The 16276-nt window shown below is 71.1% G+C and carries 14 protein-coding genes and 5 pseudogenes; 3 read left to right on the forward strand and 16 right to left on the reverse strand.

What is annotated here, in order from left to right; all coding sequences use genetic code 11:
- Positions 1-111: 111 nt before the first annotated feature.
- Both ACIO5D_RS36400 and ACIO5D_RS36405 read right to left on the reverse strand, forming a co-directional pair.
- A pseudogene (locus ACIO5D_RS36400) lies at positions 112-459 on the reverse strand (transposase); the annotation flags it as partial.
- Between the two features lie 176 nt (positions 460-635).
- Positions 636-1446: pseudogene (locus tag ACIO5D_RS36405) on the reverse strand (IS5 family transposase).
- A gap of 160 nt (positions 1447-1606) precedes the next feature.
- On the opposite strand from ACIO5D_RS36405, the gene ACIO5D_RS36410 reads away from it, so the two are divergent.
- Positions 1607-1984 carry a nuclear transport factor 2 family protein gene (locus ACIO5D_RS36410; protein WP_363612767.1) on the forward strand — a complete coding sequence of 126 codons (378 nt, stop codon included), beginning with the start codon at positions 1607-1609 and terminating at the stop codon, positions 1982-1984.
- Positions 1985-2079: 95 nt separating this feature from the next.
- Here the strand turns inward: ACIO5D_RS36410 and ACIO5D_RS36415 are convergent.
- From ACIO5D_RS36415 to rpe, 6 genes and pseudogenes are all read right to left on the reverse strand, one after another.
- Positions 2080-2271: pseudogene (locus ACIO5D_RS36415) on the reverse strand (IS630 family transposase); the annotation flags it as partial.
- 52 nt (positions 2272-2323) lie between these two features.
- Entirely contained in the window at positions 2324-2785 is a 462-nt protein-coding gene (locus ACIO5D_RS36420; RefSeq protein ID WP_400800458.1) for a hypothetical protein, read from the reverse strand.
- A gap of 172 nt (positions 2786-2957) precedes the next feature.
- Positions 2958-3496, reverse strand: a pseudogene (locus tag ACIO5D_RS36425) (transposase); the annotation flags it as partial.
- 544 nt (positions 3497-4040) lie between these two features.
- Positions 4041-5000, reverse strand: coding sequence for a pirin family protein (locus tag ACIO5D_RS36430; protein WP_400651110.1), 960 nt, complete (start codon positions 4998-5000; stop codon positions 4041-4043).
- A 147-nt stretch (positions 5001-5147) separates the two neighbouring features.
- Positions 5148-6086 (reverse strand): alpha/beta hydrolase, encoded by a 939-nt coding sequence (locus ACIO5D_RS36435; RefSeq protein ID WP_400800461.1) that lies wholly within the window; start codon positions 6084-6086, stop codon positions 5148-5150.
- 134 nt (positions 6087-6220) lie between these two features.
- Positions 6221-6904, reverse strand: coding sequence for a ribulose-phosphate 3-epimerase (rpe, locus tag ACIO5D_RS36440; protein ID WP_400800464.1), 684 nt, complete (start codon positions 6902-6904; stop codon positions 6221-6223).
- A 230-nt stretch (positions 6905-7134) separates the two neighbouring features.
- Between rpe and ACIO5D_RS36445 the strand changes: the two genes are divergently transcribed.
- Positions 7135-7992, forward strand: coding sequence for an SCO6745 family protein (locus ACIO5D_RS36445; protein ID WP_363612222.1), 858 nt, complete (start codon positions 7135-7137; stop codon positions 7990-7992).
- Between the two features lie 9 nt (positions 7993-8001).
- On the opposite strand, the gene ACIO5D_RS36450 is transcribed toward ACIO5D_RS36445, so the two are convergent.
- The 7 genes and pseudogenes from ACIO5D_RS36450 to ACIO5D_RS36480 form a co-directional block, all read right to left on the reverse strand.
- The gene (locus tag ACIO5D_RS36450; protein WP_400800466.1) at positions 8002-8643 is read right to left on the reverse strand and encodes a C39 family peptidase; all 642 of its coding nucleotides are present in this window, start codon (positions 8641-8643) and stop codon (positions 8002-8004) included.
- Positions 8644-9157: 514 nt separating this feature from the next.
- Positions 9158-10178 (reverse strand): annotated as a pseudogene (locus tag ACIO5D_RS36455) (hypothetical protein).
- 65 nt (positions 10179-10243) lie between these two features.
- On the reverse strand, positions 10244-10921 hold the full coding sequence (locus ACIO5D_RS36460; protein ID WP_400800469.1) for a hypothetical protein: 678 nt from the start codon (positions 10919-10921) through the stop codon (positions 10244-10246).
- Between the two features lie 336 nt (positions 10922-11257).
- Positions 11258-11602 (reverse strand): MFS transporter, encoded by a 345-nt coding sequence (locus ACIO5D_RS36465; RefSeq protein ID WP_363612214.1) that lies wholly within the window; start codon positions 11600-11602, stop codon positions 11258-11260.
- A 164-nt stretch (positions 11603-11766) separates the two neighbouring features.
- Positions 11767-12753 (reverse strand): aldo/keto reductase, encoded by a 987-nt coding sequence (locus ACIO5D_RS36470; RefSeq protein WP_363612212.1) that lies wholly within the window; start codon positions 12751-12753, stop codon positions 11767-11769.
- Between the two features lie 186 nt (positions 12754-12939).
- Positions 12940-13758, reverse strand: coding sequence for an ABC transporter permease (locus ACIO5D_RS36475; protein ID WP_400651124.1), 819 nt, complete (start codon positions 13756-13758; stop codon positions 12940-12942).
- Positions 13758-14777, reverse strand: coding sequence for an ATP-binding cassette domain-containing protein (locus tag ACIO5D_RS36480; RefSeq protein ID WP_400800507.1), 1020 nt, complete (start codon positions 14775-14777; stop codon positions 13758-13760). The genes ACIO5D_RS36475 and ACIO5D_RS36480 overlap by 1 nt, the downstream gene beginning before the upstream one ends.
- Positions 14778-14911: 134 nt before the next feature.
- Here ACIO5D_RS36480 and ACIO5D_RS36485 point away from each other — a divergent pair, with 134 nt between their 5' ends.
- The gene (locus tag ACIO5D_RS36485) at positions 14912-15676 is read left to right on the forward strand and encodes a TetR/AcrR family transcriptional regulator (RefSeq protein WP_400800472.1); all 765 of its coding nucleotides are present in this window, start codon (positions 14912-14914) and stop codon (positions 15674-15676) included.
- Between the two features lie 142 nt (positions 15677-15818).
- Here the strand turns inward: ACIO5D_RS36485 and ACIO5D_RS36490 are convergent.
- Positions 15819-16276, reverse strand: a 458-nt coding sequence (locus tag ACIO5D_RS36490; RefSeq protein WP_400800475.1) for an FG-GAP-like repeat-containing protein, incomplete at its 5' end; no start/stop codon positions are given.

Genomic DNA, 16276 nt, shown 5'->3' on the forward strand with positions numbered 1-16276 from the left:
TCCCCGGACTCGTCCTCGTCGCCGGGGTGGGCGGGGTACTGGGCGAGGGCGGCGTGCGTCCACCGCGACGTGCCGCTTGGTTCCGTTCACCTTCTTGCCTGCGTCCCAGCCGCGGCCTGTGGTGGCCACGGTCTCGGCGGCCCGCAGCGACTGCGAATCGACGATCGCCGCGCTCGGCTCGGCATCGCGGCCCTCCCGTCGGCGAAGCCGATCCCGGAGCCGATCGTGCAGGTCGTCGACGGCCTGGGCCCGTTCCCAACGGACGAAGAAGGAGTAGACGGTGGCGTGTGGCGGGAAGTCCGCGGGCAGGGCCCGCCACTTGCAGCCGTTGTCCACCACGTACCGGATCGCATCCACGATCACCCGGCGGCAGCGCTCTTCCGGACGCCCGCCCTTCCCCCACCGCCACGCCGCCAGGGGCAGCAGCGGCTCCGTGACCAGCCACTCCGAATCGCTCATGTCCGAGGGATACCGACGCGGCCACGGCGGATGCGCGCCACCGTGGCCGAACCGGCAGGCCACGCAACAACACGCCGGAGCCGGGACAGAGTTGGCATCACCAGTCCCGGCAGGGTCAAAGGACACAAGGAGCTCCTGGCAAATGCGACCGGCCTAGGGAGCGTATTTGGTCGCGATCAAGGGATGATCCTGTTGAGGTCTTTGATCCAGATCATCGCGCCGCGGAGATGGAGGCCGGCGAGGTAGCCGGCGGACGTCTTGTCGTAGCGGGTGGCGATGCCTCGCCAGGCCTTCAACTTGTTGATCAGCCGTTCGACAGTGTTGCGCTCTTGTAGAGGTCGGCGTCGTGGCTGACGGGCCGGCCGCCACGGCTGCCCTTCCTCGTCCGGTTGACGGCCTGGTCCTCCTTCTCCGGGATGACGGCCTTGATCGCGCGTTGACGCAGGTGGGCGCGGTTGCCGCGGGACGAGTAGGCCTTGTTCCCGGCGACCGCGTCAGGCCGGGTGCGGGGACGGCCGACCGACCCGCGAACCCGTAATTTCTTGAGCACGGGGATGAACTGCGGACTGTCGGCGGCCTGTCCCTCGGTCAGCACGAACACCAGCGGTCGGCACTTCCGCTCACCGGCGACATGGATCCTGCTGGCCTGCCCGCCTCTGGAGCGTCCGGGCAGGGCCGCCTTCAGCCGGAGCCTGCGCCGCCGCCGGGCACGTCGTCGTTCTCGCCCCGCCTCGCGGCCTCCGCGATCGCACCCTCCAGCAGGGCTTCGAAGACGCCCGCGTCACGCCATTGCCGGAAGCGATCGGAGACGGTTGACCACGCGCCGAACTCCGCCGGCATCTCCCGCCGCTGCCCTCCGGTCCTGAACCGCCAGATCACGCCCCCGAACTGCTGCCGCAGCCGCTCCGGGTACGGGCCGTACTCGCCGATCGGCAGGTACGGCTCGATGAACTCCCATTCCGCATCCGTCAGTTGCACTCGCGTCACGCGACATGATCTACCTGATCAGGCCTCGCCGTGAGGGCGATTCCCACAGATTGATCGCGACCCGATACCCGCCCTAGTGCTGTGACCGGGATGGTTCACCGTGATCGGAAGGCGGCTCGCGGGATGAGCGCGCACGCGAAACGGCTGGTATTACTGGGGCATGCAGGAAGAGACCGCACGCTCCGCGATCGACACGTTCATCTCCGCGTTCAACGCCTCGGACGACAGCTATGTGACTGCCCTGCTCTCCCAGGCCCTGACCTCAGACGTGGTCTTCTGGGGGCCGTTGGGCCGCATCGAAGGAATCGCGGCGGTCGAGCGGTTCGTGCTGGACATCCGGCGCCACCCGGCGGGGACCGGCACGATGCTGCGCTGCTCAGCGGTGGACATGCCTGACGAGTGGGCCCGGTACCAGTGGGTCTTCACCACGCCCGATGGAGGCCCCCGCCTGGCGGGAACGGATGTCGTCCATCTGCGGCGGAGCCTCATCGACCAGGTCATCGTCTTTGCGGGGGAGATCGAGCCGTTCGCCTCCTGAGTCATCCTTCTGTCGCTTGTCCTTCTCCTGAACCTGCCCCGTCGGCGTTCGGGGGCTGCTGTTCGCGGTTGGTCAGGCTGCGGTGTTGAGGGGGCGCCGCCCCAGCGGATGCCCTTTTCGCTGCGGATGCGGGCACGTTCCTTGCGTTGGGCGGCGAGTACGTCGGGGTGGCGGGCGTTGGTGTTGCGCCAGCGCAGGTAGCGGTGCAGTGCCTGGGTTTGCGCGGGGTGACTGCGGTGGTGGGAGTTGGCCAGGGTGAACTGCCGCGGCGGGCCGAAGTGGGCCTCCGCATCCGCCAGGAGCCCCGCCCGCATTACCCGCCCGGCCCGGGCAATCTCCTCACATACCCTCAAGCCGTTCATGGAGCTCCTCGGCGAATCGCGTCCGGTAGACGCCGTGGACGATGGCCCCGGGAGACTGGTAGCCCCTGTGCTCAGAGTCCGAGACATCCCCGTCCCACGGCGCCACGCCTTCTGGAAGCAGCGGAGCACGGCCCAGATACATCTGAGCGACTTCTTCCAGCCGCAGTTCTCCCACAACCACCGAGCTCCACAGCCCGTAGCCCTGCCCGACCACCCACATGCACAGATCTTCGGTGCTGTCTTCGGACCAGACGTCCCCATCCACGCTCACACCTTCCGAGAAGTCGGCCAGCGATTCCGCCGCGGACTCGTATGCGAGCGCGAAGGCTTCAAGCACCTCCCGCGAGTGGGACTCCAACCACAACTCCAGAGCAGACAGACGCGGTCGTGTCGCTTCCAGGACCTCCCAGAACCAATCAGAAACATGATCCGGTCCCATCTCGGCTCCTGTGTCGACGGCTGCGGTACTCGCCCGACCGTACAGCGCGGTGGAGTTCCCTGGACGCTCCCGGGCCTCGTCGTCGGCGAATGGCGCTGACCATCTGCACAGTCACCGGTTTTCAGTCAGGCACTCAGTGGGCGTTTGATGTGAACGGATTGCCCTTTATGCCCTAGTAAGTCCCTCGCCAGGTTGGTGTGGTCTCGCCCGTTATGCGCTTGGCAAGGTTGTCGATCGAGGCGATGTGGATCATGGCTTCGGAGCTGGCCGGCAGGGTCTCGTAGTCGCGGGCGAGGCGCCGTCTTAGCATGATCCACCCCAGGCTTCGTTCGACCACCCACCGCCTTTTCGCCACGTGAAATCCAGGGGCGTCGGATTTGCGGTGGACGACCTCGACGTCGACTCCCAGGCTGGCTCCGTGCTCGACCATGGCGTTCTCTTCGCTGCGTCGGTTCCTTGGCTGGTCAGGGGCATGTTGGTGGAGGTCTTCACACTCTGGGTGTCGATGACGGATGCTGTCGGCTCGGGGTTGCGTCCCTCCTTCACGCGGGCCAGGCCGGTCAGGTCGTAGTTGAGCTGGGCAAAGATTCCCTCGTCGCGCCAGGCGGCGTAGTAGGCGTAGACGGTGCCGTGGTTCGGGAAGTCGTGTGGGAGGTACTTCCAGGGGATTCCCGTTCGGTTGACGTAGAGGATCGCATTGAACACGTCGCGGGACCGCCCCGGAGGAACTCTGCACTAACCAACAGGCCGTCTGATCAAGGCGGATGTTTATCAGTATCCACAGATACCAAGGACACCGGCTGCAACTGGCTGACGCCCACGGAACGTGTGCATCAATGTTCACCAAGCCAAGAGCGAGGGATCCGCGTCTACCACCTCGACTCACGGTTGTAGGCAACACACAAATCCGCCGCACGACCCCAGACGCTCTCACCCACGCCCCCTCCACCGCCCGCAGCACGGCGGCGGCAGCCCTGCCCGGCGCCTGTCCACCGGCGCCCGTTCCAGCCGCGGCGACGCCGCGTCGAGAACGCGATCCCCCACCCCGCACCTGACGAGACGTCAGCAAAGTGGGCATTGAGTCAGCATTGGCCTGACTGAACCCGGTTACAGATGGCCGCACCCGAAACTCGCGGCCGATCACCGGAGCCATCACTCGGCGGCAGGGACGTCCCATCAGAGCGATGGATCGCAGACCGTCCCAACAGCAATCCACCGGGACTCGGCGCGCCCGCCTTGGGTGCATAGCCCCAGGTCAGCGTGCCCTTCCCCGTGGCTTCAGCGGCAGTTGGGGAAGCTCGGGCGCGGCAAGCCGATCGCCGTCGTAGCCGTGCACCTCGCCGAAGCGGGGGGTGTTCTCCCAGTCGCTCCGCGCCTGCTGGATCTCCTCACCGGACCGGCCGATGAAGTTCCACCACATGACGATCTTCTCCTCGAACGGTTCGCCGCCGAGGAGGAGGACGGCGGCGTCGGTGCGGGCGAGGAGGGGGAGTTCGCGGCGGCCGCAGCCGAGGTAGAGCATCGAGCCGGGTTCGACGCGGACGCCGTCGACGTCGACGCTGCCGGACATCGAGAGGACGGCGTACTCGAAGTCGGGCACCAGCGGGAGCCTGAGGTCGGCGCCCGCGGTGAGGGCGAGGTCGGCGCCGACCAGGGGGGTGTGGGTGGTGCCGGGCGAGGTGGCGGTGTCGAGGGTGCCCATGATGACGGTGCCGCGCAGGCCGGGGGCGGCGACGACGGGCAGTTCGGCGTGGTGCTCGAAGGCGGGGGCGGTGTGCCGGTGGGCGTCCGGGAGGGCGACCCAGAGCTGGGCGCCGTGCAGGAAGCGGGCGTGCTCGCGCGGGGACTCCTCGGAGTGGGAGATCGCCCGGCCGGAGGTCATCAGGCCCAACTCGTAGGGGCGGACGGTCTGCAGGCTGCCGAGGCTGTCGCGGTGCAGCACCTCGCCCTGGTGCAGCCAGCTCACCGTCTGCAGGCCCATGTGCGGATGCGGCGGGACCTGCATGCCGGGCTCGTCGGCGATGTCGTCCGGGCCGTAGTGGTCGACGAAGCACCAGGCGCCGACCATCCGGCGGCCCAGGTTGGGCAGCAGCCGGCGCACCATGGTGCTCTCGCCGAGCTTGACCTGACGACCGGTCAGCAGTTCCTTCACCGGACCGGTGCCGGCCTCACCGCCGCAGCGGGTCGGTTCGGGCTTGAGATCGAGGTTGCTCATGTCGCGGGTCCACCACCGTACGGATCGGGGCCGGCCGGGGCCGGGGGTCGTCGCCAACGATCATCCACCAGCCGGCCCCGTTCCTCCACCCGCGGCCCGCGTCCGGCCGCCGCGCGCCCCGCCGCCATGCGGTCAGGCGCCATGCGGTCAACCGCCTCGGGCGGCGAGCGCGTGGCCGAGGAAGGAGACGACGTCCGGGAGCACCTTCCGCCAGTACGGCGCGTCGTGCCCGCCGGGGGTGAAGCGGGCCTGGACCGGGTCGCCGGTCAGCTCGCGGGCGGCGGCGCAGAACGGGTCCTCGGTGCCGCACCAGACACCGGTCGGGCGGCCGTGCGGCTGGTCCTGGTGGAGCAGCGGCTCGTGTGCGCGCCAGTCGGCCTCGTCCCGGAACACGCCCACCGCGTCGGCGTCGGCCCAGCTGCGGAACAGCGCGGGGCTGAGCACCGCCACCGGCCCGAAACCGGCGCCCCGGTTGCGGGCGTAGCGCAGGGAGCCGAAGCCACCCATGGAGATGCCCATCGCCGCGTCCGGCGCGCGCAGGCCCTGCCGGGCGAGCCGACCGGGCATTTCCTCCAGCAGCATCCGCTGCGGGTCGTCGCCGGACGCTGTGCGGCGCCAGTACGTGGCGTCGCCGCCGTCGACGGCGACCACCGCGAACGGCGGGACGCCGGACGCGAAGGCCGCGTCCAGGATCGCCGGCAGCCCGAGGTCCGTCCACGCCCGGGCGGTGGCACGGCGGCCGTGCAGGGCGACGCAGACCGGAAGGCCGGCGGGGCGGGCGACGCCCTGCGGGACGATCGTGATCATCCTGACCAGGGCGCCGCCCCGGGCCGCCGAGCGCTCTTCCTCGGTGCGCAGCGAGGGGCCGGAGGGAGCGGGGCCGGAGGGAGCGGGGCCGGAGGGCCGGCGACCGGCGGAGAGCGCCACGGCCGCCCCGGCACCGGCCACGGCGAGCCCGCCGGTCCCGAGGGCGGCCCTCAGCAGCCGGCGCCGCCCGGGCGTCCCGGGGTCGAACCCGCCCGGGCCCACCCCGTCTGCGGCCGCACCGCTCCCGCGGCCACCACCACCGTCATCGTCCAGGCCCACGCCGCCCCTCCCCCACCCTCAGCCGACCGGCACCGCACCATGTCCATCCCCGTCGGTCAACACCCCGACACCCCGACGCCACAGGCCGGGGAGAAGGAGACGAAGACGGAGCCGCGCGACGCCGCCCCCGCCGCTCAGTGCCCGCAGGTCCACCAGGCCTCCGCCGTCGCCGAGTCCGCGAGCGCGCGCAGGTCGCGCACGGCGCCCGCCGGGTCCTTCGCGCCGTACACCGCCGAGCCGGCCACGAAGACGTCCGCCCCGGCCTCGGCACAGCGCTCGATGGTGCTCGCCGAGACGCCGCCGTCCACCTGCAGCCACAGCTCCAGGCCGTGCTTGTCGATCAGCTGACGGGTGCGGCGGATCTTCGGCAGCATGATGTCCAGGAAGGCCTGGCCGCCGAAGCCCGGCTCGACCGTCATGATCAGCAGCATGTCCAGCTCGGGCAGCAGGTCCTCGTACGGCTCGATCGGCGTCCCCGGCTTGAGCGCCATGGAGGCGCGGGCGCCCTTGGCCCGGATCTCGCGGGCGAGCCTGACGGGTGCGGCGGCGGCCTCCACGTGGAAGGTGACGGACCCGGCTCCGGCCTCGACGTACTGCGGGGCCCAGCGGTCCGGCTCCTCGATCATCAGGTGGCAGTCGAGCGGGATGTCGGTGGCGCGGGCGAGCGACTCGACCACCGGAACGCCCAGCGTCAGGTTGGGCACGAAGTGGTTGTCCATCACATCGACGTGCAACCAGTCCGAGCCCTTGACGGCCTCCGCCTCCTCCGCGAGCCGGGCGAAGTTCGCGGACAGGATGCTGGGGTTGATCTGCGCCATTTCCGTTGCCTTCACAGGAGGGTAGGGGTGCCGGGAGCTGGCACCCGGCCCCATCATCTCGCGGGCCGCTGGCGCGAAGTGAACAGTGAGACCTCCCCGTGACCCTCGTCACACCCCGCCCGGGGTTATCGTGACCGCCGCCGTGGTCATCAGCCCTGTACAACGACCCCGCCTCCGCCTCCCGTTCCTGACCCCCGCCCCATCCCCGTCCCCCCGAGGAAGGTCTTCCGTTGGCCGATCTGGTCCATCCCGCCCGGGCCCTGTGGTGGCTCTTCGAGCCGGTGCACGCCGTCACCTACTTCTCCCCCGAGGGCCGTGCCGCGTTCGAGGAGGCCGGCCTGCGCGGCGGCTGGCGCGGCTACTTCGCCGGCCGTTCGGCGCCGCTGGGCGCGGTGGACGCGGCACCGGTGATCGCCGCGTTCTTCAGCTTCGCGCCCGCGACGGTCGAGCGCGCCCTGCCGGACGTCTGGTCCCAGGCCGGACCGGACGCCGCGCTCGCCGCCCGGCTCGACGGCTCCTCGGCGGCGCTCGCCCGGCTGCTGGAGCACGTGAAGCCGGAACAGGTCGAACTGGTGGCGGACCTCCTGGAGCAGGCCGTGGCCCGCCTGGACTGCGCCGGTCGGGTGCTGGCCGCCGCCAACGCCGCCCTCCCCCGGCCCGAGGGCCTGTACGGGCGGCTCTGGCAGGCCGCCACGGTGATGCGCGAGCACCGGGGTGACGGGCACGTCGCCGCGCTGGTCTCGGCCGGGCTGGACGGCTGCGAGGCGCTGGTGGTGCGCTGCGCCCTGGACGTCCGCCGCGAGGTCCTGCAACCGCTGCGCGGCTGGAGCGACGAGGAGTGGGAGGCCGCCGCCGCCCGGCTGGTCGAGCGCGGCTGGCTGACCGAGCGCGGGACGATCACCGAGTGCGGCCGGATCCGGCACCAGTCGCTGGAGGCCGCCACCGATCTGGCCGCCGCCCGCGTCTGGGAGCACCACCCGCGCGCCGAACTCGACCGCCTGGCCGCCGCCCTCAAGCCGATCTCGGCCCTCTGTCGCGGCTCGATGCCGCCCATCAACCCGATCGGTCTGCCGGCCGCCTCGGCGTAGCCGCGGCCCTCAGCCCTCGGGCGGGCCCAGGACGATCCCCCGGCCCGCGTAGAAACGCTCGAACCGCCGCCACGGCACGTGCGCGAAGGCCTGCGACTCGCCCGCGAACCCGGACGGGTTGTGGATCACCAGCGCCGTGCCCGTGGTGCCGACCGCCAGTACCAGGTGCCCGCCCCGCCGTCCGGGTTCCGGCCCGTCCGGGTTCCGGATCGCGGGGTGCACCGACACCATGACGAGCCGCCCGCCGGCCACCTCCGCCGCGATCTCCTCGGACATCAACTCCCTTGCCTGCGCGGCCAGTCCCCAGCGATCCCGCGCGTACGCGGCGAACGGCGTGTGGATCAGGCCGCGCAGCCGCTCCCCGTCCCTGACGTACGCCCCGGCCGCCTGGCACTCCCCCGCCAGCCCGACCGCCGCCGGCGCCACCCCCCACCAGTGGTCCAGCGCCATCCGCAGGCAGGCCACCCCGCAGAGCCGCCACGACCAGTACTCGTACTCCTCCGGCGTGGCCGCCCCCGACTCCCCCCACCGCGGATCGTCGGCCGCGCTCACCGCCCCCGTCACGATCTCCCGGACCAGCCCCGCGGACTCCCACTGCGCGTAGTACGGCACGTCGTGCACGACCGCCGCCCCGCCGCTGCCATCTGCCATGCCCCGACGCTCTCACGCCCCCCGGGCACCACCACCGCGCGACACCCACTCACCCGGAGTGCCCTCGCCGGCCTGCCCTCCGCAAGGGCACCGCGCCACCACCGGCGAGGAGCCCGACGAATCCGAGGACGACCTCGTCGGCCGTCGAAGTCCGTCCCGCATCCGGAATCGCCGGCAGGACGCCCGAGCGCCAAGGATCACGACTTGCCGTCAGCGGCGGCGGCCAGCCGGGTCACCCGACTCCCAGCAGCCCGCACAACCACGATCGGATCACGCAGTTGATGGCGAAGACCCTGGGCTCGGTCAGGACTCCGAACGACACCAGCAAGGCGCCGGCGATCGACTCCCGCCCGAGTCGGGCCGATGCGCGGCCCTCCTCGACCTCTGCACCCAGATCCCCCCCGGCGGTCCTCCGACGTCTCCTCGGTATCAGCCCAACAGCTGCCGAACGATGGGCCGCCGGGACCGCCGGGACCGCATACGCGACGGAAGTCGCTCGCCGATCGTGAGGGTCCTACTGGATGCTCCAGCGGTGCGGGTGGTCGGGATTCTCGGGGCAAGCGAAGATGTTGAGCTCGCCCCAGCGGCCCACGGTGACCTCCGTCGGACTGGCGTCCGGGTGCGGGGGCAGGCCTTGTTCCTCCACCGGTTTCCAGCTGCCGCTACCGCCGTCCCACTCCGAACTGTCGATGGTCAGCAGCAGGTGCATCGGTGTCGCGCAGGTGAGACAGTCCATGGGAGCCGGGTCGGTGGCGTGCCAGGAGGCGAAGCCACCGACGCGCCAGCCCGGTGGGATCGACAGGTCGTACTGGTAGCCGACCACCGCTGCGGCATCCTCGTCCGCCGATTCCTCGGCCTCCTCCTCCAGGGCCTCCTCCCAGGCATCGATCCGGGCGCGCAGGTCCTCCGGAAGGAGGCCGGCGAACGGGTAGGTGGCCACCTAGCACGCACGGCTCCGGCACGTACCCCTCATAGCCGACGACCTGCGGCTGCGGCGGTGCGGTCAGCACGTCGGTGACCTCCCACGACCGGCGCCAGCGAAGGTCGAGCAGCATGCCGGCACCGCTTGGGCCGTGTGCGTCGAATGGACACCAGAACACCTGGAGCAGATCGCAGTCATCCGGCCCGGCCGGCAGGTCGGGGATTTCTCTCCGGTACAGCTGCGCAAGGCCGATCAGTGGCAGCGGATCGGCCGCAGTAGCCTCCTCAACACGGTGGCGCCGGTCGAGTTCCTTGAGCAGCTGCCGTTCTTCGTCGGTGGGGCCGGGGTTCGGTTCACGGCGCCATGCTGATGCCAGGATCCGGCGTCGCTGGTGGATGTCAGCCGGCCGTTGGCCACGTGCGTGGCTGTGAGGCTCGGTGCACACCGGCCAGGGTTCATTCGACGGCCACAGCAGCGGGCCACCTACGGAACTCGCCGCTACGTCCGGTCGCCCCGGGCTCGGATGGAGCCGGGTGGTGGTGCCTCGGTAGGCCGTCAGCTCCGGGAAGAGCGCCTCGACATCGAGTGGGCGCGGCGGTGTGGTCCTCGACATGTACGTGACCTTAGACAGCTGTCAGCCACCGTGATTCAGCACCCCCTCGGACAACCACCTGCACATCACGGCTGTCGGAGCCGTGGACACAACCGCTGTTCCCAGCAGCCCGAACAGTCAGTGATCAGGCTCCGAATGAGCACGTCTGTCGTACCGTCGGCCAAGTGGGCGATCTGTGAAGTCTTTTGGGTGGTTCCGGCCCACCCGGGGCGGGTTCGCTCGGCCCAGGCGGCCACCGGGGGGCCTGCTGCGCCCAGGCCTGCGAAGAATGCGCCGAGGAGCAGCCATCCCGGGTGTCCGAGCGCAAGGACCGCTCCGGTCAGGATCACGGGGGCGAGGGCCTGGCCTGCGTCGAAGCCGACACCGAGGAGGCCCTGATATTGCCCTTGGGCATGGTCGGGTGCGAGGCCGAAGCCGAGCGCGAAGCCGGCCGAGGACTCCCACACCTCTCCGACGCTGTGGATGCACACGGCAAGGACGGCGAGTGCCGGCGCGACCCAGGCGGGAACATCGGCTGTCAGTGCCGTCAACGGGCAGCTGACGAGGAACAGGAGCCCGGCGAGGCGGAATGCGCGGCCGCCCTGCCGCGGGGTCTCCACCTTGGAGCCGAGTCTGCTCTGCAGCAGCACGCAGACGCCGCTGTTGACCGCGTAGACCACTGCCACGGTCCAGCGCGGTGCGTCGGTGTGGGCGGTGAGCCAGACCGGCAGCAGGAGGGAGACGGTTTGGTACTGCAGGCCCATGGCACTGTAAGAGCGCGACGAAGGACACGTACGGCCGGTCGGCCAGGACGGACCACTGACGGTGCTCCTCGGGCCGGGGCAGAGGCCGGTCGCTCGTCGCCACACTGGACCGGCTGGCTGCCACGGCAAGCGGCGCCGCGGGCGGTGCGCTCATCGCAAGGGTCGGCGGTGAACGCCCGGCCGCCTTCCGGGCCAGACTCCGCACGTTCGTCAATCTCGGCGTCGTCATGGGCACCCTGGGTGCGGCCTTCGCCATCCAGATCAACACTCGCCCTGCCCACACCGGGCTGATCCTCGCCAACGCCGCCAGCTTCGCCTGTGCCGGACTGATCGTGTTCATGGGCGTCCCGAACCACGGAACGCGAGCCAGCTGTCGATGAAGACGAAAGCCGCCATGGTGACGGCCTGCAAGGCGAGGGTCGTCAGCCAGATCGTGCGTGGTCCGTACCGGTCGGCCAGATTCCCCGCCGGTATGCCGGCCGCCAAGCCGCTGAGGCCGGCGATCGTCAGACCCGCTCCGACCTGTGTGGCGGGCAGGTGCACCACGAGCGTGAAGTAGAGGATGGCAGCGGTGTTGAAGAGACCGTTGCCCACCCTGCCGACGAAACTGGCGATGATCAGAGCTCGCTGCGGACCGGAGGCCGGCCCGCTGGGTACCCGTTGCTTGAACCCCCTGATCATGTCGATCAGGCTGACAGTGGCGTCTCTCCAGGGCTCCGGTCCGCTACGTCGACGGCAGCGGCTGCGAGTGGCGCCGGCTCCCGGCCGGCCCGCGCCCGGAAGGGCCGCGCCCGGGGTGCGGGCGCGGCCCGGGTGGGCCGGTGGTCCGGGCGCGTCCGCCGGATCTACCAGGCATAGTCCTCCGGGGCGGGCTGGTGACCGGGGAAGATCTCGTCGAGGCGGTCGAGGGTCTTCTGGTCCAGGGTCAGGTCCAGGGCGCGGAGGGCGCCGTCGAGGTGGTCGAGGGTGCGGGGGCCGACGATGGGGGCGGTGACGGCGGGGCGGGTGAGGAGCCAGGCGAGGGCGATGTCGGCCGGGTCCTCGCCGAGTTCGGCGGCGAAGTCCTCGTAGGCCTGGATGCGGTCGCGGTTCTCCTCCAGGATCTCGCTCGCGTGGGCCATGGCGCCGCGGACCCGGGAGCCCTCGCGTTCCTTGCGCAGGACGCCGCCGAGCAGGCCGCTGCGGAGCGGGGACCAGGGCAGCAGGCCGAGGCCGTAGAACTGGAGGGCGGGGATGACCTCCAGTTCGATGGCCCGGTCGAGCAGGTTGTAGAGGGACTGCTCGCTCACCAGGCCGAGGAAGTGGCGGGAACGGGCGGCTTCCTGGGCCTGGGCGATGTGCCAGCCGGCGAAGTTGCTGGAGCCGACATAGATGATCTTGCCCTGGGCGACCAGCACCTCCATCGCCTGCCACACCTCCTCCCAGGGCGTGTCCCGGTCGATGTGGTGCATCTGGTAGAGGTCGATGTGGTCGGTGTTCAGCCGGCGCAGGCTGCCTTCCACCGCGCGGCGGATGGCGAGGGCCGAGAGCCGGCTCTCGTTGGGCCAGTCCCCCATCGGGGCGTACGCCTTGGTGGCGAGCACGGTCCGCTCGCGGCGGCCGCCGCCCTGGGCGAACCACCGCCCGATGATCTCCTCGGTGCGGCCCTTGAGATTGCCCTCGTTGTCACGGCCGTAGGCATTGGCGGTGTCGAAGAAGTTGATGCCCCGCTCGTGGGCGGTGTCCATGATCAGGTGGGCGTCGGACTCCTCGGTGTGCGGGCCGAAGTTCATGGTGCCCAGGCACAGTCGGGAGACGGTCAGGCCGGTGCGGCCGAGATGGGTGAACTCCATGCCGCCCACCATCTGTCCCACCGGCCCCGCTGTCCAGCTCATTTCACCGGAGCGGCGGAACAGCGGCGGATCCGTACCGAAACACGCCGGTCCGCGCGCCCATCCGCGCCCCTCCGCGCCAACGCCCCGCCCATCCGTGTCAGTTCCGTGTCAGTTCCGTGTCAGTCCACGCCGGGGCCCGGCGGATCACCGCCCGTGCGTGACGAACTTCCGTACGGCCAGCGGGCCGAAGACCGCCAGCAGCAGCGCGCTCCAGAGCACGGTGGCGGGCACCGCGTGCTGCATCGGCCAGGACGGCCCGGGCGCGGACGGGTTGCCGAACAGTTCGCGGCAGGCCTGCACCACCGCGCTGACCGGGTTCCAGTCCGCGATCACCCTCAGCCAGCCGGGCATTCCGCCGGTCGGCACGTACGCGTTGGTCACCATGGCCAACGGGAAGACGGCGACGGCGAGCTGGCCGGCCGCCTCCTCCTTGCCGACCATCAGGCCGAGGCAGGTCCCGACCCAGGTCATCACGAAGCGGAACACCAGCAGCAGGCCGAACGCCCCCGCGGCGTCGGCGAGTCCTCCCCGGATCCGCCAGCCGGCCGCCAGGCCGACGGCGGCCAGCAGCGCCAGCACCAGGACGCTGACCAGCAGGTCGGCCAGGGTCTGCCCGAGCAGCAGGCCGGTGCGCGAGACCGGCATCGAGCGCAGCCGGTCGGTCACGCCGCGGCCGACGTCCCGGGCGGCGCCGACCATGGTGGGCATGACGCCGTTGACGGCGACCATCGCGAACAGGCCCGGCATCAGGAACTCGCGGTAGTTCCCGCCGCCCGGCACGGCGATGGCGCTGCCGAACACGTACCCGAACACCACCACCATCACCACCGGCACGCCCAGCGAGGCGGCCAGCAGGCCGGGCGAGTGGCGGTAGTTGAGCAGGATCCGGAGCATCGAGGACCAGGTGTCGCTCACCAGGCGGCTCGGGGCGGACAGGACGGGCGGCGCGGTGCAGACGGCCATCAGAGGACCTTCCCCGGGGAGTGGTCGGCGGTGCGGTCGGAGACGCGTTCGGCGGTACGGCCACCGGCCCGGCCGGCCGAACGGCCCGCGCCACGGCCCGCGCCGCGGTCGGCGGTGAGCGCGAGGAACACGTCGTCCAGCGAGGGCGGGCGCAGCGCGACGTCCTGCGCCACCACCCCGACCGCGTCCAACTCCCTCACCAGGGCCGGGAGCAGCACGTCGGACCCCGGCGCGGTGACGACCGCGACCGTCCGCTCGGCCGGGTCCACCACCGCCTCCCCGCCCGCGAGCGCGGACAGCACCACGGCGGCGGTGCCGAGCTGGTCCGGGTCCGCGAGGGTGACCGAGAGCCGGGTGCCGATCGCCGCCTTGAGCCGGTGCGGCGGTCCGGTGGCGATGGCGGCGCCGTGGTCGACGACGACGATGTCGTCGGCGAGCCGGTCGGCCTCCTCCAGGTACTGGGTGGTGAGCAGCACGGTGGTCCCGCCCGCGGCCAGCTCCTTGACGGCGTCCCAGATCTCCTGGCGGCTGCGCGGGTCGAGCCCGGTGGTCGGCTCGTCCAGGAAGAGCAGCGGCGGGCTGGTGACGAGGCTGGCGATGAGGTCGAGCCGGCGCCGCATGCCGCCGGAGTAGGTGCGGACGAGCCGGTCGCCGGCCTCGGCGAGGCCGAAGCGTTCGAGCAGTTCGTCGGCCCTGGTCCGGGCGGTGCGGGCGCCGAGGTGGTGCAGCCGGCCGAACAGGCGCAGGTTGTCGCGGCCGGTGATGCCCTCGTCGACGGCCGCGTGCTGCCCGGCCAGCCCGATGCTGCGCCGGACGGCCTCGGCCTCGCGCACCACGTCGTGGCCGGCGACGCGGGCCGTGCCGCGGTCGGGGGCGACGAGGGTGGCGAGCACGCGGACGGCGGTGGTCTTGCCGGCGCCGTTCGGGCCGAGCAGTCCGCAGACGGTGCCGGCCGGGACGTCGAGGTCGAGGCCGCGCAGGGCCTCGGTGGTTCCGAATCGTTTCTCCACGCCCACCATTTCGACGGCGGGCCGGCTGGTTTCCGGCATGGCTCTTGCCCCTCTCTAGGTACATCGTACGTAGAAGTGCGCGCGACCGCATCCTACTACGTACGCCGTACGTCTCTAAGATGGGAAACCGAGGTGATCGTCCAGTGCCGTCCAGCAAGCCCCCCGCCGGTGAGTCCGCGCCCCCCGCAGCACCCACCACGCCCGAGCCACCCGAGGCGCCCGAGCTGATCTGGCTGCGCCCCGAGCGCACCGGGCGCGGCCCGAAGCCGGCCCACAGCCGCGCCTCGATCGCCGCCGCCGCGATCGCGATCGCCGACGCGGAGGGCCTGGACGCGGTCTCCATGCGCCGCGTCGCGGCCGCGCTCGGCGCCGGGACGATGTCGCTGTACAACTACGTGCCGAAGAAGGAGCACCTGCTCGACCTGATGCTCGACGCGGCCACCGCCGAGTACGACTTCCCGGCGACCCCGGCCACCCCCGCCGACGACTGCCGCGAGGGCCTGTACCGGCTCGCCCACCAGCAGCTCGCCATCATGCGGCGGCACCCCTGGCTGCCCGCGCTGGTGATCGCCCGCCCGGGCATCGGCCCGAACGCGTTGCGCTACACGGACCACTTCCTCGCCGTCACGGCCCCCACCGGGCTGGACGGCACCACCCGGATGGAGGCCCTGGCCCTGCTCAACGGGTTCGTCTGCCAGTACGCGCAGTACGAGCGGACGGCCGCCGCCGGGGCCAAGTGGCAGGGCGAGCTGGTGGGTTACCTCACCAGGGCCGCCATGAGCGGCGACTACCCCCACCTCGCCGCCGCGTTCGCCACCGCCGGCCCGCCGGCCGACCCGGACACCGCCTTCGACCGGGCGCTCCACCGGGTGGTCACGGCGATCCTGGCTCCCGCGCAGAGCGGTTGACGCCATGTGAGACTTTCATGGCGTGCCGGTTCCGGTGGCACGCGCCTGCCCCCCCAGAGGTGTGAAACGTTGGAGCCCCGTCGGCCTGGTGACCAGTTGGTCACCAGGCCGACGGGGCTCCGTACGGTCAGAGAACAGAGGGTCAGAACAGCTGGACGGCGTTCCAGTCCCAGTTGTCGGCGGCAACACTGTTCGGCGAGGCGTTGAACTCACCGATATGACCGGCCGTATCGGCGAGAGCCGTGTAGAAACCGATCGAGCTGTCCCAACGACGGTAGAGCATCGCAAGGTCCGTACGACGGTCACCGTTGAAGTCACCGGCCACCAGCTTCATCGCACTACGGTCCCAACCGGCCGCGGCAGAAACGGTATAACCACTGGTGAAATCACCCAGAGCACCACTGGGCGCCGTCAACGACGTATAGAAACCGATCCCCCCGTCACCACGGTAGTAGGCCATCAGCACGTCGTCACGGCCGTCCCCGTTGGCATCACCGGCGAACAACTGGACGGCGTTCCAGTCCCAGTTGTCGGCGGCAACACTGTTCGGCGAGGCGTTGAACTCACCGATATGACCGGCCGTATCGGCGAGAGCCGTGT

The organism is Kitasatospora sp. NPDC087315, assembly GCF_044744345.1.
GTDB lineage: Bacteria > Actinomycetota > Actinomycetes > Streptomycetales > Streptomycetaceae > Kitasatospora.